This window comes from Aeromonas sp. S9(2024) (assembly GCF_041403185.1).
In the GTDB taxonomy this organism is placed as follows: domain Bacteria; phylum Pseudomonadota; class Gammaproteobacteria; order Enterobacterales; family Aeromonadaceae; genus Aeromonas; species Aeromonas enteropelogenes.
Genome location: NZ_JBGLRE010000001.1, coordinates 478,288 through 500,293, shown reverse-complemented (window position 1 = coordinate 500,293; position 22,006 = coordinate 478,288). Strand labels below are relative to the sequence as shown.

21 protein-coding genes and 2 tRNA genes are annotated in these 22,006 nt (G+C 61.8%); 12 read left to right on the top strand and 11 right to left on the bottom strand.

What is annotated here, in order from left to right; translation table 11 throughout:
* Positions 1-67 precede the first annotated feature (67 nt).
* From ACB028_RS02240 to ACB028_RS02215, 6 genes are all read right to left on the bottom strand, one after another.
* Positions 68-1,060, bottom strand: a complete 993-nt coding sequence (locus ACB028_RS02240) for an ABC transporter ATP-binding protein (protein ID WP_042024780.1) — start codon at positions 1,058-1,060, stop codon at positions 68-70.
* Between the two features lie 11 nt (positions 1,061-1,071).
* A complete protein-coding gene (locus tag ACB028_RS02235; protein ID WP_042024781.1) occupies positions 1,072-2,091 on the bottom strand; it encodes an ABC transporter ATP-binding protein in 1,020 nt (339 codons plus the stop codon).
* Positions 2,088-3,008, bottom strand: coding sequence for an ABC transporter permease (locus tag ACB028_RS02230; protein WP_042024782.1), 921 nt, complete (start codon positions 3,006-3,008; stop codon positions 2,088-2,090). Before ACB028_RS02230 ends, ACB028_RS02235 begins: the two co-directional genes overlap by 4 nt.
* Before the next feature lies 1 nt (position 3,009).
* Positions 3,010-3,993: an ABC transporter permease gene (locus ACB028_RS02225; RefSeq protein ID WP_026456977.1), complete on the bottom strand. Its 984-nt coding sequence runs from the start codon at positions 3,991-3,993 to the stop codon at positions 3,010-3,012.
* A gap of 118 nt (positions 3,994-4,111) precedes the next feature.
* Positions 4,112-5,797 carry an ABC transporter substrate-binding protein gene (locus tag ACB028_RS02220; RefSeq protein WP_042072207.1) on the bottom strand — a complete coding sequence of 562 codons (1,686 nt, stop codon included), beginning with the start codon at positions 5,795-5,797 and terminating at the stop codon, positions 4,112-4,114.
* A 415-nt stretch (positions 5,798-6,212) separates the two neighbouring features.
* The gene (locus ACB028_RS02215) at positions 6,213-9,644 is read right to left on the bottom strand and encodes an ATP-binding protein (protein WP_371143389.1); all 3,432 of its coding nucleotides are present in this window, start codon (positions 9,642-9,644) and stop codon (positions 6,213-6,215) included.
* 249 nt (positions 9,645-9,893) lie between these two features.
* On the opposite strand from ACB028_RS02215, the gene ACB028_RS02210 reads away from it, so the two are divergent.
* Positions 9,894-9,969, top strand: a tRNA-Gly gene (locus ACB028_RS02210).
* A gap of 57 nt (positions 9,970-10,026) precedes the next feature.
* Positions 10,027-10,100, top strand: a tRNA-Cys gene (locus ACB028_RS02205).
* A 53-nt stretch (positions 10,101-10,153) separates the two neighbouring features.
* On the opposite strand, the gene ACB028_RS02200 is transcribed toward ACB028_RS02205, so the two are convergent.
* The gene (locus ACB028_RS02200) at positions 10,154-10,447 is read right to left on the bottom strand and encodes a hypothetical protein (RefSeq protein ID WP_026457176.1); all 294 of its coding nucleotides are present in this window, start codon (positions 10,445-10,447) and stop codon (positions 10,154-10,156) included.
* 213 nt (positions 10,448-10,660) lie between these two features.
* Between ACB028_RS02200 and ACB028_RS02195 the strand changes: the two genes are divergently transcribed.
* From ACB028_RS02195 to ACB028_RS02150, 10 genes are all read left to right on the top strand, one after another.
* Positions 10,661-10,861 carry a YbfA family protein gene (locus ACB028_RS02195; RefSeq protein ID WP_042024786.1) on the top strand — a complete coding sequence of 67 codons (201 nt, stop codon included), beginning with the start codon at positions 10,661-10,663 and terminating at the stop codon, positions 10,859-10,861.
* Between the two features lie 222 nt (positions 10,862-11,083).
* Complete coding sequence (locus ACB028_RS02190) at positions 11,084-11,416, top strand: DUF6506 family protein (RefSeq protein WP_342010410.1); 333 nt, start codon at positions 11,084-11,086, stop codon at positions 11,414-11,416.
* Between the two features lie 18 nt (positions 11,417-11,434).
* A complete protein-coding gene (locus ACB028_RS02185) occupies positions 11,435-12,247 on the top strand; it encodes a helix-turn-helix domain-containing protein (protein WP_371143388.1) in 813 nt (270 codons plus the stop codon).
* Positions 12,248-12,621: 374 nt separating this feature from the next.
* Complete coding sequence (locus ACB028_RS02180) at positions 12,622-12,885, top strand: DUF2282 domain-containing protein (RefSeq protein ID WP_026457179.1); 264 nt, start codon at positions 12,622-12,624, stop codon at positions 12,883-12,885.
* A gap of 64 nt (positions 12,886-12,949) precedes the next feature.
* Complete coding sequence (locus ACB028_RS02175; protein WP_371143387.1) at positions 12,950-13,798, top strand: DUF692 domain-containing protein; 849 nt, start codon at positions 12,950-12,952, stop codon at positions 13,796-13,798.
* Positions 13,791-14,543 (top strand): putative DNA-binding domain-containing protein, encoded by a 753-nt coding sequence (locus ACB028_RS02170; RefSeq protein ID WP_371143386.1) that lies wholly within the window; start codon positions 13,791-13,793, stop codon positions 14,541-14,543. The genes ACB028_RS02175 and ACB028_RS02170 overlap by 8 nt, the downstream gene beginning before the upstream one ends.
* The gene (locus ACB028_RS02165; RefSeq protein WP_371143385.1) at positions 14,540-14,983 is read left to right on the top strand and encodes a DoxX family protein; all 444 of its coding nucleotides are present in this window, start codon (positions 14,540-14,542) and stop codon (positions 14,981-14,983) included. Before ACB028_RS02170 ends, ACB028_RS02165 begins: the two co-directional genes overlap by 4 nt.
* A gap of 106 nt (positions 14,984-15,089) precedes the next feature.
* Positions 15,090-15,557 (top strand): GNAT family N-acetyltransferase, encoded by a 468-nt coding sequence (locus tag ACB028_RS02160; RefSeq protein WP_371143384.1) that lies wholly within the window; start codon positions 15,090-15,092, stop codon positions 15,555-15,557.
* 177 nt (positions 15,558-15,734) lie between these two features.
* Positions 15,735-17,030 (top strand): methyl-accepting chemotaxis protein, encoded by a 1,296-nt coding sequence (locus tag ACB028_RS02155; RefSeq protein ID WP_371143383.1) that lies wholly within the window; start codon positions 15,735-15,737, stop codon positions 17,028-17,030.
* A 151-nt stretch (positions 17,031-17,181) separates the two neighbouring features.
* On the top strand, positions 17,182-17,736 hold the full coding sequence (locus ACB028_RS02150; RefSeq protein WP_042072195.1) for a DUF3332 domain-containing protein: 555 nt from the start codon (positions 17,182-17,184) through the stop codon (positions 17,734-17,736).
* A gap of 76 nt (positions 17,737-17,812) precedes the next feature.
* Here the strand turns inward: ACB028_RS02150 and ACB028_RS02145 are convergent, their stop codons facing one another.
* From ACB028_RS02145 to ACB028_RS02130, 4 genes are all read right to left on the bottom strand, one after another.
* Positions 17,813-18,871 (bottom strand): FUSC family protein, encoded by a 1,059-nt coding sequence (locus ACB028_RS02145; protein ID WP_371143382.1) that lies wholly within the window; start codon positions 18,869-18,871, stop codon positions 17,813-17,815.
* A 64-nt stretch (positions 18,872-18,935) separates the two neighbouring features.
* Positions 18,936-20,681, bottom strand: coding sequence for a bifunctional molybdopterin-guanine dinucleotide biosynthesis adaptor protein MobB/molybdopterin molybdotransferase MoeA (locus tag ACB028_RS02140; protein WP_371143381.1), 1,746 nt, complete (start codon positions 20,679-20,681; stop codon positions 18,936-18,938).
* On the bottom strand, positions 20,678-21,322 hold the full coding sequence (mobA, locus tag ACB028_RS02135; protein ID WP_371143380.1) for a molybdenum cofactor guanylyltransferase MobA: 645 nt from the start codon (positions 21,320-21,322) through the stop codon (positions 20,678-20,680). Before mobA ends, ACB028_RS02140 begins: the two co-directional genes overlap by 4 nt.
* A complete protein-coding gene (locus ACB028_RS02130; protein ID WP_042024798.1) occupies positions 21,294-21,989 on the bottom strand; it encodes an energy-coupling factor ABC transporter ATP-binding protein in 696 nt (231 codons plus the stop codon). The genes mobA and ACB028_RS02130 overlap by 29 nt, the downstream gene beginning before the upstream one ends.
* Positions 21,990-22,006: the final 17 nt, after the last annotated feature.

Here is a 22,006-nt window from a genome sequence, read left to right as displayed (position 1 = left end):
TGGCCCAGGGCCAGAGTCCCCGAATCGAGGCAGGCCGGGCAAGGCTGCCCGGCCAGGGTGTGGCACATCACTCGTACAGGTAGCAGCGGACAAAATGGTTGCTGGCAAGTTGGGTGATGGGGGGCAGGCTCTCCTTGCAACGGGGCATGGCCTGGTTGCAGCGCCCGGCGAACGGGCAGCCGCAGGATTCCGGCGTCCAGAGCGGGATCTCCCCCTTGCGGCCTCCCTCCAGCTCGGCGTGGATGCTCTTCTCGGGATCCGGCACCGCCGAGATGAGCAGCTGGGTGTAGGGGTGCTGGGGGTGGTGCAAAATTTCGTCCACCTCACCCCACTCCACCATGTGGCCCACATACATCACCGCCAGATCCTCGGCCACGTAGCGAGCGGTGGCGATATCGTGGGTGATATAGAGCATGGAGACGCCGAGCTCGTTCTTCATCTGCTCCATCAGGTTGAGGATGCCGATGCGAATGGAGACGTCGAGCATGGAGGTGGGCTCGTCCGCCAGCACCACTTCCGCCTCCACCGCGAGGTTGCGGGCGATGTTGACCCGCTGGCGCTGGCCGCCGGAGAGCTGGTGCGGGTACTTGGCCGCCGTCGCCTTGGCCGGGGTCAGCCCCACTTTTTCCAGCAGGGTGTAGACCATCTCGGGCAGATCTTTTTTGTCGATCACCTTGCTGTGCAGCAGCAGGGGACGGGCGATGTGGTGGTAGATGGTGTGGGTCGGGTTCAGTGAACCGAACGGATCTTGCCATACCATCTGCACGCTCTGGCGATAGTCGAGCAGGGCGGTGCCCTTGTTGAACTCCTCCAGATCCCGGCCGCGATAGAGGATGCGGCCAGCGCTCAGCTTGTACATCTTGGCGATGATCTTGGCGATGGTGCTCTTGCCGGAGCCCGACTCACCCACCACCGCCAGGGCGCGGCCCCGGTGCAGGTTGAAGGTGATGTCGGAGAGGGCCCGCATCTTGCCACTCTTGATGGCATTGGAGTTGATGGGGAAGTCCTTGTAGAGGTGCTGGACTTCGATGATGGGGGCATCGGTGTTGGCGATTTGCATGACAGACATCCTTAACAGCCAGCGGCCTTGTCCAGATAGAACACGGGCTCTTGTTGTTCATCCTGCGCCTCATGGAGGTGGCAGGCAGTTTGTTGACCGGGGCGGATCTCGGCCAGCCGGGTGTACTCCTGGCGGCAGCGATCGTGCACCTTGCTGCAACGGGCCTGGAAGCGACAACCCACCGGCACCTCAAGCAGGTTGAGCGGGGTGCCCGGGATCCCCTCCAGCACTTTCTTCGGCCCGTGCAGGGGCGGGAAGGAGTTGCCGAGCCCCTTGGTGTAGGGGTGCAGCGGCGCGGTCAGGATTGCCTTGGACGGGGCCACTTCCACCAGCTCGCCGGCGTACATGATGCCGATGCGATCGCAGAACTCGACCATGAGTGAGAGGTCATGGGTGATGAACAGGATGGAGAAGTTGAACTTCTCTTTCAGGGCATAGACCTTCTGCAGGATCTCCCGCTGCACCACCACGTCCAGCGCCGTGGTCGGCTCGTCCATGATCAGGAGCTCGGGGTTGAGCGCCATGGCGATGGCGATCACCAGCCGCTGGCGCATGCCGCCGGAGAACTGGTGCGGGTAGTCCTTGAGCCGGCTCGGGTGGATGTCGACTATGGTGAGCAGCTCCTGGGCACGCTTGATCGCCTCGTAGCGGGTCATGCCCCGGTTGTGGGCCAGCAAGACGTCGCAGAACTGCTCTTCCATGCGCAGCACCGGGTTGAGCGCGTTCATGGCGGACTGGAACACCACAGAGACCTGGCGCCAGCGGTAGGAGCGCAGCCGCTCGTCACCGTAATGGAGGATGTTCTCCCCCTTGAACAGGATCTCGCCGCCACTGATGTAGGCGGGCGGCTTGTGCAGCCGGGCCACCGAGAAGGCGACGGTGGACTTGCCGCAGCCCGACTCGCCGGCGAGACCGAAGATCTCGCCCTGCTTGATATCGAAGCTCACCGAATTGACGGCGCGCACGTCGCCGTTTTCGGTGATGTAGTCGACGCAGAGATTGCGTACCGACAGCAGGGGTTGCTGGTTCATGCTGTCTTCTCCTGTGCTGTGGCAACCGGTGTGGTGACCGGGGCCGCGAGTTTCTTCCAGCGGCTCAGTCCTTTGTGGGAGCGCAGCTGCGGGTTGGCGATTTCATCGATGGCGAAGTTGAGCATGGCCAGACCCGCGCCCAGAGTAGCGATGGCAAAGCAGGGGGCCAGGATCTCCCACCAGGCGCCGATCAGGATGGCGCTCGAGGTCTGGGCGTTGTAGAGCATGATGCCCCAGCTCACTACGGTCGGATCGCCCAGACCCAGGAACTCCAGGGTTGCTTCGGTGACGATGGCGTAGATGATGGAGCCGATGAAGCTCACCCCGATAATGGAGATGAGGTTGGGCAGGATCTCCACCAGGATGATGCGCCAGGCCGGCTCCCCCAGCACTTCGGCGGCGATGACGAACTCTTTCTCCCGCAGGGCCAGGGTCTGGGCCCGGATGACGCGTGCGCCATAGGCCCAGGAGGTTAATCCTATGATGACGGCAATCACCGTCGGCGACGCCTCCCCGATAAAGCTCGCCAGCACCAGTAGCAAGGGGAGGTTGGGGATCACCAGTACCACGTTCATCAGGAAGGTGAGGCACTCGTCCACCAGGCCGCCGAAGTAGCCGGCGGTGATGCCGATGGCGACCGCCAGGGCGCAGACCAGCAGACCCGCGCTAAAGCCCACCATCAGGGAAACGCGCGCCCCGTTGGTGAACTGGGCCCAGATGTCGTGGCCCATGCGGGTGGAGCCCATCACGAACTCGGCACTGGGGGGCTGGTGGGGGCGTGCCACCCGCTTGGTCGGCTCGTTGCTGGCCAGCAGGGGGGCAAAGATGGCCATCAGCACGAAGGTGACGACGATGGCGAGGCCGAAGGCTGCCTTCTTGTTGCCCAGTAAAATCTTGAGAATGGTCGGCATACGCATCTTATTTGCCTCCTGTACGCAGACGGGGATCCAGGAAGACGTAGAGCACGTCGGCCAGGAAGTTGAAGCTGAGCATGGTGATGGTCATGATGAGCAGCTGCCCCTGAATGAGCGGGTAGTCGCGAGCCAGAATGCCCTGATAGAGGGTCAGACCCAGCCCCGGGTAGTTGAAGATCACCTCGGTGATGAGGGAGCCACCGATGACGAAACCGAGCGCCATGGAGAGGGCGGTGACGCTGGGCAGGATGGCGTTGCGGGCGCCGTAGTTGAAGATCACCCGGTTGCTGGAGAGCCCCTTGGCCTTGGCCATGGTGATGTAGTCCTCGCCGAGCAGGTTGATCATGTTGTTGCGCATGGTGATGAGAAAGCCCCCCACCTGCACCATGGCCAGGGTGCCGACCGGCATGATGGCGTGGAGCAATATGCTCTTGATGTGCTCCCAACCCCAGTCAGGCTTGATCTCCGGACTGTAGGCGTAGCCGATGGGCAGCCACTCTAGGCTCACCCCGAACAGGAAGAGGGCGAGCAGGGAGACCACCACCGGGGGGATGGCCTGCATCACCAGGGTGAGCGGCGAGAGGATGCTGTCCATCCGGCCACCGCGATACCAAGCGGCGAAGATGCCGACGATGGAGCCGATGGAGAAGCTCAGAATGGTGGAAGTGCCCACCAGAAACAGGGTCCAGCCGATGGCGCGACCCAGCACGTCAGAGACCTGCTGCGGGTAGAAGCGTACCGAGGTGCCGAGATCCCAGGTGAAGACGCTCTTCACATAGGTCAGAAATTGGGTGCCGATAGGGCCATCCACGAAGCCGAAGGTGGCTTTGAGGGCCTCCAGGGCGGCCGGTTCCATCATGGCGCCGGCGCGGGCAAACATCACGGAGACAGGATCGCCTGGCATGGCGCGGGGTAGCAGGAAGTTGATGGTGGCGGCTACCAGGAAGGCAACCAGATAGAAGGAGAAACGTCTCAGTATGAATCCCATGATAGTACCTTTTACTGCAAGCCTGCCCCGCATCGGGTATAGCTACCCCAACCCCGGCAGAACCGGGATAAAGGGGGATGAACGGGGAAGATGGCCCCCCGCAGGGGGCCGGGATTGATTAGCTGTTTGGCTTGAGGGACAACACGTGCAGCAGACGCTCGGGTGTGTCCGGGTGGAGCTGGGGTTTGGCAACCGGGTTGTCGGCACTGAACCAGCCATTGAAGCGCTTGGTGCTGTACTCGTACCAGGTCGGGTTGTTGAACACAGGGATGATGGTCTGGTTGGCACCGACCTTCTCCTGGATGGCGAACATGATCTCCTTCTGCTTGGCCGCATCGGCGGTCTGGGTGAAGTCGTCGATCAGCTTGTCCAGCGCCGGATCCTTGTAGCGGGGGGCCGCGAAGCGGTTGCCACGCTCACCCATGTTGCGGGAGTGGAACGCGGTCTCGAAGTACTTGTGCGGGTTGGCACCGGCAAAGTAACCCTGCAGCGCTACGTCGAAGTCGCCGGTGATCAGGTTCTCGGTCCATACGGTGGCTTCCGGGGTGGCGGTCTTGGCATTCAGGCCCAGAGCCTGCAGCCCTTCCACGCCGATCTGGACGGTATTGACCCAGTCGGTCCAGCCGTTCGGTACCAGCACCTTGAACTCGATCTTCTTGCAGCTCGGGGTGTCGAGGAACTTGTCGCCGTCACAATCCTTGTAGCCTGCTTCCTTCAGCAGTGCCTTGGCCCCTTCCAGGTCGAACTTGTTGAACTTGCCGTACTTTTTGTCCACTTCCGGGTTGTTCCAGGAGTCGAATGCCTTGCCAAGGCCTGACGGGTATTCGTTGACGGTCGGGTAGCCGTAGCCCGCGATGTCCACCATGGACTGGCGGTCCATCGCCATGGAGAAGGCGCGGCGGAAGTTGATGTCGTTGAAGGCTTCGTGGTTGCCCGGGTTCTTGGTCTGGAAGTTGACGTTGAACGCCACTGTACCGGAGGCCGGGAACCAGTATTTGTTGTTCTTGGGATCGTTGCCGACGTAGAGACGCTCGATATCCGGCACGAAGGAGCCGAACCAGTCGATGTCGCCCTTCATGACGGCGGCCAGCACCTGGTCGTTGGTCGCCATCTGCGGCATGCGGATACAGTCGATGGCGAGGTTGTCGTTATCCCAGTAGTGCGGGTTGCGGCACTGGGTGTAGAGCTGGGCGGAGAAGTTGTCTACCTCGGTGAACGGGCCGGTACCGACCGGCTTGTCGTTGGTGAAGGCGACCGGGTCTTTCACCGACTTCCACTGGTGCTCGGGCACGATGGGCACCAGCACTATGTCGTTCACCACGTTGGTGTTGACCTCGGTCAGGTCGAAACGGACCTTGTTGGGGGCCAGCTTCTCGACATTCTTGATCTGGGTCCAGATAGAGCGCTCATCCAGTGCCTTGTTGGCCTTCACCAGATTGAAGGAGAAGAGGATGTCGTCTGCATCAAAGGCTTCGCCGTCAGACCACTTCACCCCGTCACGCAGATCGAAGGTGACGGACTTGAGGTCATCGCTGAACGCATAGTTGGTGGCCAGACGATAGACGGGTTTGCCACCCTGCATATCGTTGAAGATCACCAGCGGCTCATAGATGAAGTGACGGGTGGTGTGCAGCAAGCCCGCTTGCAGGAAGGGGTTGAAGTTCTTGACCCAGGCGGTTTCCTGTTGCGCGACCATGGTCAGCACGGTTTTGTTTTCTGCGGCCATGGCGTTGCCGGCGGCGCCGGCGAGCATCATGGTGCCCAGCATTACAGCGGTAGAGATTTTGGATACTTTGGCAAGCATATGTTTTCCTTTCTTATTTTTTGGCATTCCTGAGGGATTCGCCTTGTTTTGTGTGAGCACCGGCTTCGCATGCTGAGGAAGTCGGCCCTCCATGTTGGTCGGGCTGTGCACCCTTGTCGTTCTGTTTTCCAACGCTCTTAGCAAAACAGAGTTAACAGGAAAACAACAACTATTGATTTCGTCGTTTTCGTAAAAATTGACGGGGTTACGTCAATTTCGTCAAAACTCATTTTTATGTGATTAATATCATATGGTTAAATTATTTGGTTTCGCGTAAAAAGTGCCCGTTATCAGGCCGGTTATGACAATTTTGTGAATTGGATCCGCTCGCTGTGGCGGCGTGGGCGGAACCTTTAATTTGTGCAAAAAAGAAACGGGATGGGCCGGTGTGAGCCGGCTCACATCCCGTCTTCCATCACGGCTTGCGATTGGCCAGCTGGCGCAGGGTCTGGGCGCTGTGTTGCAGCTGCTGGCGCTGCTGTTCGTTTAGCGGGCAGTGTCCCAGCACGAATTCCGTGGTGGCCACCACCGTCTTCCAGCGCGGGGATTTGGGCAGGGTATCCAGGCTCAGATACTTGTCGAGGGTGCGGGTCTGCGGGCTGGATCTGTCCATATAGACTCGCCACAGCTTGCTCTTCTCCGCCAGCACTATCTTGCCCTTGCCGGTGCCCTGCTGCCAGGCGTCCAGCGTCAGCTGCATGGTCTCGACCAGGGCGCGGCGCAGGGGTTCGTCATCCTGCTGACGAATGAGATTGTCAGCCAGGGAGCGGAACTCGCCGCCGAGCCGGCTCAGCTCGCCAAGCAGTTGATCGTCCTCGATGATGGCCTGGCGTGACAGGTTCTTGAGGGCGTTTTCCAGCGCCATCACCCGGTTGTCATCCTGGCGCTGGCCTGTGCTGAGGGTGAGGGCGATGGCCGCCTGTCCCCCCAGACTGATGGGCAGGGCGCGGGCGTTGAGCCTGTCCTCGACCCCCGCCACCAGGAAGGTCAGATCCCGCTCGCCGGCCGGTTCCGGCCACTGCTGCTTGAGCGGGCTTGCCAGCCACTCGTCGAGGACATGCCCCTCCATGGCTTCGGGCTCCTGGCCCAGCAAGCCGGCCAGCACCCGGGAGGCAAACAGCACTATGCCCTGCTGGTCGATGAAGATCATGGGGTCGGCCCCTTCCCCGAGCAGGGTCAGCAGCCGCTGCTGATCCTGATGGAGCCGCTCCTGCAGGGTGAGGCGGTGCTCTATCTCTTGCTTGAGCAGGCGGTTTTCCACCAGAGAGGCGCGCCCCGCCTTGGCCTCCAGCAGCGCCTTGACCCGGGCGAACAGCTCCTCCTTGCAGAAGGGTTTGACCAGATAGTCGCTGGCCCCGGCGCCAAACCCTTCCTCGATATCCTTGGGCTGGTTGAGGGCGGTGAGCAGCAGCACCGGCAGCTTGTCCTTCGGGTGCAGCTCGCGCAGCCGGCGGCAGACATCGAAGCCGGAGAGGGTGGGCATCATCACATCGAGCAGCACCAGATCGACCGGCTCCCGGGCCAGCTTGGCCAACGCGTCGTGGCCATCGCCGCTCGGCAGGATACGGTAGCCACAGGGCTGCAGCAGGTGGCGCAGGATGTGCAGGTTGATGGGCTCGTCGTCCACCACCAGGATGAGGGGGGCATCCTGCGGAGGCGGGGGCAGATCCTCGCTATCCCACTCCGGCAGGATCAGGGGCTGCTGGCGCACCAGCTGGTGCTCAATCTGGCGATTGCCCTGCAGCTGGCCGGCGGTCTGGCCGATGGCCAGCGGCAGGGTGAAGGAGAAGGTGGAGCCGACGCTTGGCTCGCTCTCAACCAACAGCTCTCCGCCCATCAGATGCACCAGCTGGCGGGTGATGGAGAGGCCAAGGCCGGCCCCCTGCTTGCCTGCCTCCGGGCTCATCTGCACCAGCGGCTCGAAGATGTGTTCCAGATGTTCCGGTGCGATGCCGATGCCGGTATCGGTCACCTTGATGCGCAGCATCTGCTCCTCGACGACCGCACTCAGCACCACCTTGCCCTGAGGCGTGTATTTGATGGCGTTGCCCACCAGGTTGTAGAGCACCTGTTCGAGGCGCTGCTCATCAGCCAGCACCGGCGGCAGCTCGGCGGGGCTGATGTCCACCAAGGTGAGGGGCTTGGCCTGCACCAGGTGCTGGCAGAGATCCAGCACCAGCCGGATGACCCCTTTCGAGGAGACGGGCTGGGGGTGGATCTCCAGCTGGCCGTAGCGCATCTGGTGATAGTCGAGCAGATCGTCCACCAGTCGGGCCAGACCGTCGGCACTCTTGATGATGAGGCCAAGCTGTTTCTGCTGGCCTTCGGTCAGGTCCTGCTGGCTGGCGAGCATGGATTCCGCCATCCCCTTGATACCGTGAATGGGGGTGCGCAGTTCATGGGAGGTGTTGGCCAGCAGCTCATCCTTCAGCTTGTCGGCCTGCTGCAGGCTGAGGTTCTGCCTGTGGGTCAGCTTGACCTGCTGCTGCAACTCCTGGGTTTGCCGCTCGATGAGCTCTATCTTCTCCTTGACCGAACGCTGCATGTGGCGAAACGACTGGGCCAGCCGATCGATGTCGTCGTCGGTGCGGGCGATGGTAATGGGGTGATCCAGGGCGCCATCGGCCACCTGCTCCGCCGCCGCAGTTAAAGAGCGTAGCGGCGCCGTGATGGAGTGGGAGAGCCAGCGGGAGAAGAGGATGAGCAGCAGCAGGGAACCCGCACCCAACAGGACCACCAGTGCTTCGAGCTGGCGGATGGGGGCATAGGCTTCCCGGGTCGAAATCTCGGCGATAAAGGCCCACTCGGTATCGAATACCTTCACCTGGGTGTAGGCGGCCAGCACCTCGTCTTCATGGTAGGAGAGAAACTGGCCAACTCCCTGCTCGCCGGAGAGGGCCTTGGTGACGAGGGGGGTCTGCAGTGGCCGGAAGTGGGGACTGAAGCTGTTCTCGACGCTGAACTCGGGGGCCAGCCAGGCATCGGCGCGCATCCGTTTGTCGGGGCCGATGAGGATGGTTTCACCGGTCTCCCCCAGTCCTTCCCGCTCCGCCATGATCTGGTTGAGCTTGTCCGGCAGCAGCTCGAAGATCACCACGCCGCGCACATAGTCGTACTGCATCACGGGGGCAGCCAGGTAGGCGACCACCTGACCGGTCAGCTCGTTGCGACCAAAATCGGTGAACTCGAAGATCTGCTGCGGCTTCTGGCCGCCGTCGAGGCGACGCTTGATCTTGGCGAAGGTCTGGCCGAGGCCGCTGCCCTGATAGGGACCGGAGAGCAGATTGGTGGCGAAGTTGACCTGTTTGGTGACCGAATAGACCACATCACCATTGAGGTCCACCAGAAAGATGTCGCTGTAGTCGGACTTGCGCACCATGTCGGCATAGCCGCGGTGAAAGCGCTGGTGGACCCGGCCATACATCTCGTCGGCCAGGATCAGGGCGCTGATGGAGGGCTCGGTATTGACCTTGGGGTCCGGTTTTTGCAGTTGATCCCAGGATCCGGGCACATAACGGGACTGGGCCCGGGTACGCGCCTCCTGGGAGCTGGTGCCCAGCTTTTCGAAGGCGCCGGTAAAGCCGTAGAAGCGGCCGATACTGTTGCCCGCGAAGTCCTGCTGGGAGAAGTTGATGATCTGCTCTTTGAGGTTTTTGAAGTAATCCTCGAGCTGACTCTTCTTGATGTTGCGAACGGAGACCAGATGGTTGGAGGTCTGGGTGGTGAGATCCTTGCCGTGGCTGTAGAGGAAGAAGAGAGTGATGACCAGGAAGGGCACCATGCCCAACATGAAAAAAGCCAGCATTAACCGCGGTCTGAGTCCACGCAGCGTGAAGATCCATTTCATCTTGTGATTTTCAATTGAGAATCCGGTTACTAAGCTGTGCCAGTCTCGAATGAAAGCATAATCATTTCAATGGCTTTATCCCAAATTCGCTTGTCTGGTCACAGCCTGACGGGGAAAATTTCAGCAACCCGTTTAAACCCTGAGCAAACAGTCGCGGGCGGGGTTAAAAGTGCGAAAAAAGGGTTGTGCTGACGCTCGGGGTACGTATAATGCGCCTCGTTGTCAGGCAACTGGCAAGAAAGCAGTGACGCGGGAATAGCTCAGTTGGTAGAGCACGACCTTGCCAAGGTCGGGGTCGCGAGTTCGAGTCTCGTTTCCCGCTCCAATCTTCCATCGCACCAACGATGGATATCACTTTCAAGACAATCAGTCTTGTCAGCATGGCGCGTTAGCAAAGCGGTTATGCAGCGGATTGCAAATCCGTTTAGTCCGGTTCGACTCCGGAACGTGCCTCCATCTTCTTCCTGTTTTCATCCTTATCGCACCATGCCGCGATAATCGATCCAAGATCAATATCCTTGTTGCATCAGCAGCTGTTCGCAGCCCATCTGCTTCCACTCGCGCTGCAGGTAGTGGGTCACCTCCGTCATATCCTGTCCCCGATATTGAAACTGTATGTCTGCCCTGTGCGCATCTATATCCGCCATTCGCTGTTTCAGGGTGCCGCATTGCCATACGCTGACGGCGGGAGCGCCCTTGTAGGCGAGCTCGATGGCGTCATCCCGGTTCAGTTGCCAGTCCTGCCACTCTGACCAGAGCAAGATGCCCATGATCCCAATCATCACCACTTCTGCGGGTTTCATCGTACCAACTCCATTTTGACGACCAGCATATTAACTCTGGTCAAGGGTGGCCGTTTTGTCAGCTTTTGTTGCTTTTAGGTTAAGCAATGTAACTTAATTTCAATTTGTCATTTATGGTGCATTAATTGAGAAAAAATGAGCAAATTGATGTAGTAATCCTACAAATTGTGGAGTAATCTTTACTCGGTGGTCTTACCAGTGAGGTGTCATATCATGTTTCATCCTTATTCCCTGACTCAGATTATTCTTCGTCGCACCTTTGTGCTGCTGGTTGGCATCCTGGCATTTCCCGTGATGTTGTTTCGTCGCGATCGTGCGCGCTTTTACAGCTATCTGCACCGGATCTGGAGCAAAACCAGCACCAAGCCGGTGTGGCTCAAGATGAGTGAGCGGGGCAACCGGATCTTCTACTAAGGCCCTACCTTGATGACAAAAGAGACAGCTTCGGCTGTCTTTTTTGCATTTATGGTATCTGGAAGCGCAAATCGCGCCCAAAAGGGTGAAACAAGGTCTGTATGGCGCCCTTGAAGCGTTTGGATCGATACCAGTCAGAGGCGGGCGAGTGGCGCAGCGGTACAATCCGGCCTGCGGGATCCTGGGTAGAGTGGCGATTCATTCATCCGAGGAGCTTTTTATATGTCCGATATTTTCAAGGCCGCATTCATCTTCGTCGCCCCGGGGGCTGATCCTGCCGAGCACGCCTCCTGGGTCCAAACAGAGAAAGTCCATGTGAAGACGATCGCCGTGCCCGATTACCAACGAGGCTGTGAACTGCTCGATGAGCTCTATCGGGAGGGGATCCGGGCGGTGGAGCTGTGTGCCGGGTTCGGCCACCTGGGGGTTGCCGCCATGGTCGAGGCGGCTGCAGGGCGCATGGAGATCGGCGTGGTGCGCTTTGATCGCCATCCCTGTCTCAATCATGTCAGCGGTGATACCCTCTTCCTGTCCGCGTCTGAACCGAGCCAGTGAGAAACATCACCTTTCATCATGCAGTGCCGTAAATTTCAGCCCGCTCCCGATCTGGCTCCCTGGCTGGCGCAAGGTTGGGAGTGGCGCCTTGGCCAACATCAGCCGATGCCGGAGATCTTCCCCGGCACCGGAGCCGAGATCCTGTTCAATCTGGGGGATCCCCTCACCATCACGATCCTCTCGTCAGCAGACTCGCCCCGCACCGTCACCGTGGCCACGGGGGCGGCCGTGTTGCTCTGCCCACGCCATGCTCGCCTGCGCTTTGCCGCCCATGGTCAAATTCATCTGCTGGGGCTGCGGCTGCGCTCTTCGGCCTGCTTCGACCTGTTTGGCGTGCCTATGGAGCATCTTTGCGATCAGGTGCTGTCGCTCGATGAGCTGGGGATTGTTGCCCCTGAGGTTGAGCCCTTGGTAGAGCAGGGGCATGGGGCTCTGGGCCACTGGCTACGCCAGCGAGTCGCAAGGTGCCCGGAGCGGGATCTTGCGCTGGTGCGAGCCATAGAGCGGCTCTATTACGGCACGTCGGCGACCGAGTTGCAGCAGCAACTGGGGATGAGCCCGCGCACCTTTCAGCGGCGGTTGCGCAACCATGTCGGGGTGGATGCCCGCTATTTTCTGCGCACCGCTCGCTTTCAAAGAGCGCTGCGCCAGCTGCTATCGGGCGCTCCGTCGCTCGATACCCTGCTGGATCAGGGGTATTGCGATCAGCCCCATTTCATCAAGAGCTGTCACTTCTTTACCGGTCGCTCGCCCGGGCAACTGCTCACCCCGGAACACAAGCGCCTCAACCACTACAACCCGCAAGTAAACCGGCTGGCCGGTTATCTTTGAAAGCGCTGATCGTTCGGTGCTTTCCCGTATGTTTCATCTTGCCCATTCGTTTTACCTTGTGACCTTGTCACCTCTATTCGCACTGCGCTTGTCAGGATGTGCTGGCAGACCCGTTTTGGGATGGCCGGGGATGACGCCCTATTTACCTTCCCGGTGGTAATGCCAGCACCTTGGGTGTCGCCTTCTTGTTAATGGCCCGGAGCAATGAAAAATCAGCATATTCCTTTTAAAACAGCGTGTTGCTTATTGTGATTTTTGTAGATGTCTTCGTTTTGCATTTTTTTTGAAATCTTTTGCCCGCCACGCCGGTTCTATTGCAGGTAACCGGTCACGACAGGCTGGAGACATCACACTCAACAACAAGGAATAGCAACATGAACGTTAAAAAAAGCACTGCCATTGCTTCTGCCATGACTGGCTTGCTGGTACTCGGAACCCAGTTCATCGCGGCCCCGGCGATGGCGGCCGAGGCAAAGGAGAAATGCTACGGCGTGGTCAAGGCCAGCAAGAATGATTGCGCCACCAAGACCAGCTCCTGCGCCGGTACGGCAAAGGAAGATGCCATGGGTGATGCCTTCGTGGTGATGCCAAAAGGGCTGTGCGAGAAGCTGGTCGGCGGTTCGCTGCAACCCAAGTAAGCGCCATGCGGCAGGGGGCTTCGGCCCCCTGCGTTCTCTCTGGCAGGTGAAAGCGAGTGTTGCCATGAATCCTTTGATTGGAATCGGATTGAGAACCCCCCATTACGACGGGATCCGGCAGACACTGCCGGTAGTCGGCTGGCTGGAGGTCCACAGTGAAAACTACTTCGAGCGCCACAGCCACGGCTTTCAGGTACTAAGCGAGCTGGCCGGGCACTATCCCGTCAGTCTGCATGGGGTCGGCATGTCCCTGGGCTCGGCCGACCCGCTCGACCGGCGCCACCTTCAGCAGCTTGCGGAGCTGGTTGCGGCCATCAAGCCGGTCAGGGTATCCGAGCATCTGAGTTGGGGCAGCATAGACGGGCGTTATTTCAATGATTTGCTGCCAGTGCCCTATACCCGGGAAGCGCTGGCCAGGATGAGCGACAAGATCCAGCAGGTGCAGCAGACCCTGGGTTGCCAACTGCTCATCGAAAACCCTTCTTCCTACCTGCAACTGGCGGGCGAGATGAGCGAATGGACGTTTCTGGCCGAGCTGCAGCGGCGCAGCGGCTGCGGCATCCTGCTCGATCTCAACAATCTCTACGTCAGTGCCTTCAACCACGGCTTTTCCTGTGACGACTACCTGGCGGCCATCGACCTCGACACAGTGGGCGAGATCCACCTGGCCGGGTTTACCGAGAAAAAGCTGCCCGAGGGCTCTCTTTACATCGATACCCACAGCGCCCCCGTGGTTGCCCCTGTCTGGGAACTTTACCGCGATATTTGCCGCCAGCGGGCCATCCCGACCCTAATCGAATGGGATCTGGCGATCCCGCCGTTGCCGCAATTGTTGGCAGAGGCCCAACGGGCCAGCGACATACTGGCGCAGGCACAAGCCGTGACGGCCGCCCGGGAGGTGTGCCATGGCTGAGCTGGCGCAGGTGCAACAGCTGTTCGCCGAGGGCCTGCTGGGGGAGGCGAAGGGGATTGTGCCCCATATCTCGTCGCGGCTCTTTTCGGCCGAGTCGGTGCTGCAGGTTTATCGCAACCACTTCATCCTGAGCCTCGGCGAGGTGCTCACCAGCAGCTACCCCGCGGTCAAGGCCATGGTGGGGGAGGCGTTTTTTGCCGCCGCTGCCCGCGGTTTCGTGCTGGCCGAGCCGCTGGAGGAGGGCAGCGTGATGCACTATGGCGCCGGTTTTGCCGACTGGCTGGCCGCCCTGCCGACCACGGCGGCCCTGCCCTGGCTCGGGGAGCTGGCCCGTTTCGAGTGGTTGCTGGAGCGGGGGAGTCTGCTCCCGCTCGACTCCCGCAGCTGGCCCGCCGACCGTATCGCCAGCCTGAGTGAGCGCGACTGGGAGAGGCTGGTGTGTCTGCCCGCCAGTGATCTGCTGCTGATGGCGAGCGATTATCCGGTGCTGGATCTCTGGCAGATGGCCATTCATGAGAGGGCCGAGGTGACGGCGCTTGATGCGCCGGCCTGGCTGGCGCTCAAGAAGCAGCCTGACTGCCGGGTGATGCCGCTGTCGCTGGCCGTCGGTGAGTGGTCCCTGTTGCAGGCTTGCCTCACGGGCCGGCGGCTGATTGAGCTGCTCGAAGACGATCCCGGGGCGAGCGAACATCTGGCTCGCCTGATCACCCTTGGCCTGCTGGTCGACGTGGAGGTGTTGCCATGATGGCAAACAAATGGATGCCGATCGCGCTGGGCGAGCGGGGGCTACCCGGCTGGCTGACCGATGTCGTGTTGTTGCTGGCCAGATGCTGGGTGGCCCTGGTGTTTTTCAACGCCGGCTGGCTCAAGCTGACGAGCTGGGACTCCACCCTCTATCTGTTCGAATTCGAGTACCAGGTGCCCCTGCTGCCCTGGTTGTGGGCGGCCTGGCTGGGCACGGCGGCGGAGCTGGTGCTGCCGCTGTTTCTGCTGGCCGGCCTGCTGACCCGTCCGGTTGCCCTGCTGTTGTCTGGCTTCAACATCATGGCGGTGATCTCCTATCCGGCCTTGTGGGCCGGGGGCTTTCACGATCACCAGTTGTGGGGCTGGATGCTGCTGACGCTGGTGATCTGGGGGGGCGGCAGCCTGAGCCTGGATAGCTGGTTGAGCAGGCGCAGGGGGTGACCCTTCTCACACTTCTGCCATGACAAAGAGCGCCTGATGGCGCCCTTTGTCATGATGGCGCGGGCGCAAGAGGCGCCAGGCAAGATCGGGTGACAAGGAGAAAGAGATGAACATTCGTCAGGCAAGGGCGGCGGATATTCCCGCCCTGGTGAGGCTGCGCATGGCACTGTTTTGCGAGGTGGGGGAGCTCATCTCACCCGACGCGGATCCTTCCCTCTTTCACGCCACCCTGGATTATTTCACCCGTGCCAGTGAGGAGGGGAGCGCCCTCTCCTGGGTAGCGGAGTTCGATCATCAGATAGTGGCCGCCGGCACCTTGGCGCTGTTCGTGCGCCCGCCCTATCCCGGCAATCTGGCGGGCCGTGAGGCCTATCTGCTCAACATGTATACCCTGCCGGCGTGGCGAGCGCGGGGGATCGCCACCGCTCTGCTCGATGCCATGACGGCCCATGCCCGGGCAATGGGACTTGGCAAGGTGTGGCTGCATGCCAGCGATGCCGGGCGCCCTCTCTACGAGCGGATCGGTTTTGTGGCCAATCCGGCCTATATGGAGTGGCAATCGCTCGCAATATGAGGTATCAAGCTCCCCCCTTGTTTCCCGTGGCGCTGACGGTTGGCACGACCTCGCAGGCAAGGTATCGGATAAGCGGGCGACTATGCTCATGGAACAAACTGCCACCCTCTCAACTATCCATTGTGATATCCACTGAGAGGTTTGGCCGGGTGGGGCCAGTCTGGAGGATCATTTTCGATGTTCAATAGCAAACTGAAAGCCGAGCTGCAGCAGTGCCGGGAGCAACAACTGGAGCAGCAGGGATTTTTCGAGGCGGTGCATGACAGCGTGGCCACCATCACCTTCACGCCGGACGGCACTGTGCTGGCGGCCAACGATCTCTTCCTCGACGTGATGGGCTTTGCCGAGTCAGAAGTGGTTGGTCAGCATCACAAGATGTTTTGCGACAAGCAATATGCCCAGAGTACCGAATACCAGCAGTTCTGGGCCGAGCTCAAGCAGGGGCGTACCCGCTCCGGGGTGTTTATGCGCCTCAACCGGCGGGGTGAGCCGGTGTGGCTCGAAGCGACCTATTTTCCGATGAAGCTGCGGGGTGTGGTGACCCGGGTGATCAAGATAGCCAGCGACGTGACCGATCAGCATCAAAAGTTGCAGAGTCAGCAGGCAGTGGCTGCGGCCCTGGAGCTTTCTTTGGCAGTCATCGAGTTTACCCCGCAAGGGGAGGTGCTGACCGCCAACAGCAACTTCCTGAACACCATGGGCTATACCTTGGCGCAGATCAAGGGCAAGCACCATCGCCTCTTCTGTGACGATGCGTTCTTGCACGAGCATCCCCACTTCTGGGATGAGCTGGGCCGTGGCCAGTTCAAGTCCGGCCTCTTCTGCCGCCTCAACAGCCAGGGTGACAAGGTGTGGCTGGAAGCGACCTACAACCCGATCCTGGATGAGCAGGGCAAGGTGGTGAAGGTGATCAAGTTTGCCAGCGACGTCACCGAGCGGATCAACCAGAGCCACGCCGTGCGCGAGGCCACCATGCTGGCCCACGAGGCGGCGCACGAGACCCTGAGTCGTGCCGAGCGGGGAGCGAGCCTGCTCTCTGGGGTAGTCGATACCTCGAACCTGATCGCCAGCCAGCTGGCCCACTGCATAGAGCTCATCAACCGGCTCAACGAGCAGTCGCGCAGCATAGAAGCCATCGTTGCCACCATCAGCAGCATTGCCGATCAGACCAATCTGCTGGCTCTCAACGCGGCCATCGAGGCGGCCCGGGCCGGAGATCAGGGGCGAGGCTTTGCCGTGGTGGCCGACGAGGTTCGCCAGTTGGCGGCGCGCACCTCTCTCTCGACTGACGAGATTGCCAAGGTGGTGCAGAACAACCGCGATCTGACCAGCTGGGTCACCGCCGAGATGAGCGGGGTGGCCGACAGCGCCGAGCTTGGCAAGCAGCAAGTCGGCGAGGTCAACCAGGTGATGAGCGAGATCCGCCGGGAGGCGAACAACGTCTCCCGCACCGTCTCGGATCTCGCCATCTGATCCCGTTTCCGGATTGAGGGATGGCCAAAAAAACATCGGTCAGCCCCTCAATCTGAACGCCTCCTGTATCGCCTCCTGATTGAGAATTGTCCTCCTGTCATGGCTTGATTAGGCTTGCGCCCTCATTAATCCGGAGCAGGAGAAGAACAAGATGGCGTTACAACGCAAAGGGCGGGCAATGGCCCTGTTGGCAGTGGTTGCAACCATGGGGCTGAGTGGCTGCATGGGGCAGATGGGTCTATCCAGCATGGTGACCAAGGGCAACCTGAGTGTGGTGGATAACCGCTACGGCCGCGCCGGCGTCTTCATCCTGCTCTCCCCTGTCTATGGTCTGGCGGCCACCGCCGATCTGTTCGTGTTCAACACCATCGAATTCTGGACCGGCAAGAACCCCATCACCGGCAAGTCGCCGGCCCTGGTGGATCAGAAGCTGGATGCGGTGATCAAGGTGAACCAGCATCTGGACTCCTCCCTCAAGACAGTGCCGCTGGCCATGCTGCCGCAAGGGGTGAGCGAGGTGGAGATAAGCTACCTGGACGAGACCACCGCCCAGATGGAGGTGCACTATCTGGATGGTCGCAGCAGCATGATGCGCGGTGAAAAGCGCGGCGAGCAGCTGGATATCTACTTCGATGGCCGCCTGGTGTCGACCCTGAACCAGGCCGAGCTGGAGAAGATGAGCGCCGCCCAGAAAGCCGCCGTCTGATCCCGGCGCGAGCCGACAAGCGGGCACCTGGCCCGACAAAAAACGCCCCGCTGTTGCGGGGCGTTTTGCATGGTGACTAGCGGGTCTGCTTGCGGTGGGGCGGGGTGAGGATCAGCCCCAGCAGGCGGCGCAGATGGGTGAGCTGTTCGGTCAGCTGGACATTGAGCCAGAGGTAGCCATTGATGGCTGCTTCGTCGTTGGCGGGCAGGGCTATCTCGCGAGCCACCTGGTGCAACTGGGCGATGGCGGCCTCGGCGCCGCGGCCATCGCCGCTTTTCACCATCAGGGAGAGCTGGTGGAGCACCTCCTCGGTGGCCTGGTGACAGGCCTGCAGCTGGGCCGTGCTCTGCATCAGAAAGTGGCTCTGGCGATCGTTCCAGTAGGTGTTGGCCAGCATCTCCAGGGTGCAGAGCAGGTTGCGCATGCTGGTCTGCACCGCCTCGAACAGCGGGGCACCGAGGCGGGTCTCCTTGGCCGCCGGAGCCAGCAGGGGGCGCAGCCCGACCATGGTGGCCAGCAGCTTGGAGTGACTCTGCTTGAGCCTGGGTCGCTCCAGAACGTTGGGGGAGAGGTGGGTGTGATAGAGGCGACCGGATTGTTGCAGGATCTGGTGCATCTGCAGTCGCCAGTGGCTGTAGGCGCGCTGGGGGTAGATGCTGCAAAACAGCAGCGCCAGCAGGGAGCCTAGCACCACGTCGCCGCTGCGCCACAGGGCGGTCTGGATCTCCCCCGGCTGGGCCCCGATGGTGACCGCCAGGGTGATGCCGATGAGCAGTCCCACATAGGGGCGTTTGCCCAGCGCCAGATAGCCGCACAGGAACATGATGGCGCCGCACCAGGCCAGGGTCAGCGGCAGGGAGTAGATCTCCAGATAGAGCGCCACCACCCCGCAGCTGGCGCCGAAGATGGTGCCGATGACCCGTTGCAGAGCGCGGGCCAGCACATTACCCCAAAAGGAGATGGGTCCCATCACCACCACCAGGGTGATAAGGGGCCAGGTGCTTTCGGGCAGTTCCAGCTCGCGGGTCAGCAGGAAGGTGAGCATGAAGGCGAGCGCGATGCGCAGGCCGTGGACGATGCGATAGTGGCCATAGACCAGGATGTCGAGGCGGGAGAGGGGAGTATCAAGACGCACTGTCAGTCTCGTGTCAGGTTGATGGCGGGGCCCGGCTCCTCCCTGCTGCGGGCCCCGCGCTTTCTCAGGCCAGCCGGCCCTGGAGCGGGTGGATCCAGACCCGCTCCCCGATGGCAATCCCGGGTTGGGAAGGCACGATTTCGATGAGGCAGTTGGCATCGCTCATGGAGCTCAGGATGCCTGAGCCCTGGGGCCCTGTGGTGCGCACCCGAAGCTCTCCGTTGCCATCCTGATGGAAGACGCCGCGCAGAAACTCGGTGCGCCCCGGTCGGCTCTTCATCCGCTCGCAGGCGAGTGCCGACAGGCGCAGCGGTTGCCAGCTGCGCCCCTGCAGGCGGGCGATGGCGGGCTCGACAAACTGCAGGAAGCAGATCATGGCGGCCACCGGGTTGCCCGGCAGGCCGAAGAAGGGGGTATCCCCCAGCTTGCCAAAGGCCAGCGGGCGGCCGGGGCGCATCTGGATGAGCCAAAAATCAATGTGGCCGAGCTCTGCCAGCACCCCCTTGATGTAGTCGGCGTTGCCCACCGAGACACCCCCCGAGCTCAGCACCAGATCGGCGCTGGCGGCCGCCTCGGCGAGGCGCTGGCGCAGCACGGCCTGATCATCGGGGATGATGCCAAGATCCATCACCTCACAGCCGGCACCGCGGATCTGTGCCATCAGGGTGAAGCGGTTGCTGTCAAAGATGTGGCCGGGGGCGAGCGTTTCGCCCGGGGCCTGCACCTCGTCCCCGGTACTGAACAGGGCGACCTTGAGGGGCGTGCGCACCGGCAGGGCTGCCTGACCCAGGGAGGCCGCGAGCCCGAGCTGGGGGGCGCCGAGGCGGGTACCGGCCGGGATGGCGACGGCCCCTTTGGCCAGATCCTCTCCGGCCTGGCGCACGTTCTGCCCCGCCTTGATGGGGGCCTGAATGGTGACCCAGCCATCGGCCATCACCGTCTCTTCGCGCATCACCACCGTATCGACCCCGGGAGGCACGGGGGCGCCGGTCATGATCTGCACCGCCTGACCCGCCAGCACCGACTCGTGGCGCTGCTGGCCTGCCAGCACTTCCCCTACCAGTTGCCAGCGGCCGGCGGCGAGATCGTCACTGCGCAGCCCCACCCCGTCCATCGCCGAGTTGGCGTGGGGCGGCACATTGATGGGACTCACCAGATCGGTGGCCAGCACGGCACCGTGGCACTGCGCCAGCGGCGTGAGGGTGCAGCCACTGCTCGGCGTCAGGGCCGCCAGTATGGTGTCGCGGGCGGCCTCGACCGACAGGAAGCCGTTGCCGGCACTCTGCTCCCTGGTCTGGCAGCCTGCCAGGTAGTCGCAGACGAAGTCGGCGATGGCATCGAGATCATTGATGTCGAGCCTGGGCAGGGGGGTGTCTGTCGGCTGATCGCTTGCCACGGCGATGATGTCCCTGTCGTCGGGGAACAGCAGGGGCTTGCCGATCGCCGCCCGGTGCAGCTCTATCTTGGGGAAGTGCTCGTGTTTGAACCCTTCCACCAGCAGCAGATCGAGGCTGGTCTGGTCGAAGCTGGCCAGCAGCTCGCGAAAATCGGCCTCTGCCAGCTCGGTCTCAATGATGCGTGCATGGCGGCGGCGGGAGGCGACCATCATCTGGTTGGCCCCCGCCTTGCGCAGGCGATGGCTGTCCTTGCCCGGCTGATCGATATCGAAGTCATGGTGGGCGTGCTTGAGCACCCCGAGGCGCAGGCCCCGTGCCACCAGCAGGGGGATCAGCTGTTCCAGCAAGGTGGTCTTGCCGGTCCCGCTCCAGGCGGCGAAGCCAAGCAGGGGGAGGGTCGGGGCTGGGGTCATTGGGCGGCTCCTTGTTGGGATTCGGTGGCCGGGGTCAGCAGGCGCGTCTCGTAGGCGGCCAGTTCGGCCGGGCTGTTGAGGTTGATGAAGGCATCCGGCTGATCGGCAAAGCTCACCACTGCCATCTGGTGGCGAGCGAACCAGATATCTATCTTGCGCTCCCCCTCGGCCAGGGCCTGGCTGAGGGAGGGGAGCAGGGATTTGTGCAGCAGCGCCACCACGGGTTGCAGCCAGTCGCCGTCATGGGCCACCACCAGTTCGGTGGTCGGGGTGAGGGCGGCGCGAAAGCGGCTCATCAGATCAAGGGGCAGGGCCGGGCCATCGCAGGGGACGAACAGCACCCAGTCGTGGCGGGCGGCGGCCAGGCCCACCTGCATGCCCGCCAGCGGGCCCAGATAGTCGTTGTTGTCATCGCTGATGACGGGGGCCAGCGCCTGGTAGCGGGGCTGGTTGCGGTTGGCGTTGATCAGGATCTCGTCGACCTGGGGGCGCAGCCGGCACAACACGTGGTCGATGAGGGGACGGCCCGCCAGCTGGACCCATCCCTTGTCGTCCCCCCCCATGCGGGTGGCGCGGCCACCGGCCAGGATCACGGCCGAAACGGGGAAGGGGTCAGAGTGGGGTTCGCTTCTTGAAGTCATGTCGCTCGATGATTTTTAAAGGGGTGGTCTCTTGCAGTTGACCGCGAGCGAGAGTCCACTCTCGCTCGCACAGATCGGTCAGGGCGTTGCTCTGGTGACTGATGACCACCAGGCCGCAGCCATGTTCCCGCAGATCTTGCGCCAATGCGGCCATCAGGGCAACCGAATGTGTGTCCAGGTTGGCGGTGGGTTCATCCATCAGCAAAAAGGCGGGCTGCAGCGCCCAGGCCCGCGCCATGGCCAGGCGCTGGCGCTCGCCGCCGGAGAGAATGCTGATGTGCTCACGGGCCAGCCCTTCCAGCTCGACCCGGCGCAGCGCCTCGAACACCCGGATCTCGCTCTCCGCCTGCTTGCCAAGCGCCCAGGCGATATTGTCGTGCACGCTGCGATCGAACATGTAGGGGGTCTGGTGCAGATAGGTGACCCGGCCGGGGCCCACGTCCCGCTTGAGCAGTTGGTTGAGCCGGCGCTGCCAGCGGCCGGGCAGGTTGGTGTGGCCCCGGGTGGGGCGCAGCAGGCCGGCCAGGATCTTGAGCAAGGTGGTCTTGCCCACGCCGTTGGCGCCGTGTAGCCAGATGGTGTCCCCGCGGGCGATGGCGAGCCGCTCGATCTCGAACAGCTGGCGTTCGCCAAAGCACATGGAAAGGTGATGGGCGGTCAGGGCCATGGGCGGGCTCCGTCAGC

Bases quoted from the DNA above. Each gene is read 5' to 3' on its own strand.
- ACB028_RS02240 (WP_042024780.1), bottom strand. From the start codon at position 1,060: ATGCAAATCGCCAACACCGATGCCCCCATCATCGAAGTCCAGCACCTC.
- ACB028_RS02235 (WP_042024781.1), bottom strand. From the start codon at position 2,091: ATGAACCAGCAACCCCTGCTGTCGGTACGCAATCTCTGCGTCGACTAC.
- ACB028_RS02230 (WP_042024782.1), bottom strand. From the start codon at position 3,008: ATGCGTATGCCGACCATTCTCAAGATTTTACTGGGCAACAAGAAGGCA.
- ACB028_RS02225 (WP_026456977.1), bottom strand. From the start codon at position 3,993: ATGGGATTCATACTGAGACGTTTCTCCTTCTATCTGGTTGCCTTCCTG.
- ACB028_RS02220 (WP_042072207.1), bottom strand. From the start codon at position 5,797: ATGCTTGCCAAAGTATCCAAAATCTCTACCGCTGTAATGCTGGGCACC.
- ACB028_RS02215 (WP_371143389.1), bottom strand. From the start codon at position 9,644: ATGAAATGGATCTTCACGCTGCGTGGACTCAGACCGCGGTTAATGCTG.
- ACB028_RS02200 (WP_026457176.1), bottom strand. From the start codon at position 10,447: ATGAAACCCGCAGAAGTGGTGATGATTGGGATCATGGGCATCTTGCTC.
- ACB028_RS02195 (WP_042024786.1), top strand. From the start codon at position 10,661: ATGTTTCATCCTTATTCCCTGACTCAGATTATTCTTCGTCGCACCTTT.
- ACB028_RS02190 (WP_342010410.1), top strand. From the start codon at position 11,084: ATGTCCGATATTTTCAAGGCCGCATTCATCTTCGTCGCCCCGGGGGCT.
- ACB028_RS02185 (WP_371143388.1), top strand. From the start codon at position 11,435: ATGCAGTGCCGTAAATTTCAGCCCGCTCCCGATCTGGCTCCCTGGCTG.
- ACB028_RS02180 (WP_026457179.1), top strand. From the start codon at position 12,622: ATGAACGTTAAAAAAAGCACTGCCATTGCTTCTGCCATGACTGGCTTG.
- ACB028_RS02175 (WP_371143387.1), top strand. From the start codon at position 12,950: ATGAATCCTTTGATTGGAATCGGATTGAGAACCCCCCATTACGACGGG.
- ACB028_RS02170 (WP_371143386.1), top strand. From the start codon at position 13,791: ATGGCTGAGCTGGCGCAGGTGCAACAGCTGTTCGCCGAGGGCCTGCTG.
- ACB028_RS02165 (WP_371143385.1), top strand. From the start codon at position 14,540: ATGATGGCAAACAAATGGATGCCGATCGCGCTGGGCGAGCGGGGGCTA.
- ACB028_RS02160 (WP_371143384.1), top strand. From the start codon at position 15,090: ATGAACATTCGTCAGGCAAGGGCGGCGGATATTCCCGCCCTGGTGAGG.
- ACB028_RS02155 (WP_371143383.1), top strand. From the start codon at position 15,735: ATGTTCAATAGCAAACTGAAAGCCGAGCTGCAGCAGTGCCGGGAGCAA.
- ACB028_RS02150 (WP_042072195.1), top strand. From the start codon at position 17,182: ATGGCGTTACAACGCAAAGGGCGGGCAATGGCCCTGTTGGCAGTGGTT.
- ACB028_RS02140 (WP_371143381.1), bottom strand. From the start codon at position 20,681: ATGACCCCAGCCCCGACCCTCCCCCTGCTTGGCTTCGCCGCCTGGAGC.
- mobA (WP_371143380.1), bottom strand. From the start codon at position 21,322: ATGACTTCAAGAAGCGAACCCCACTCTGACCCCTTCCCCGTTTCGGCC.
- ACB028_RS02130 (WP_042024798.1), bottom strand. From the start codon at position 21,989: ATGGCCCTGACCGCCCATCACCTTTCCATGTGCTTTGGCGAACGCCAG.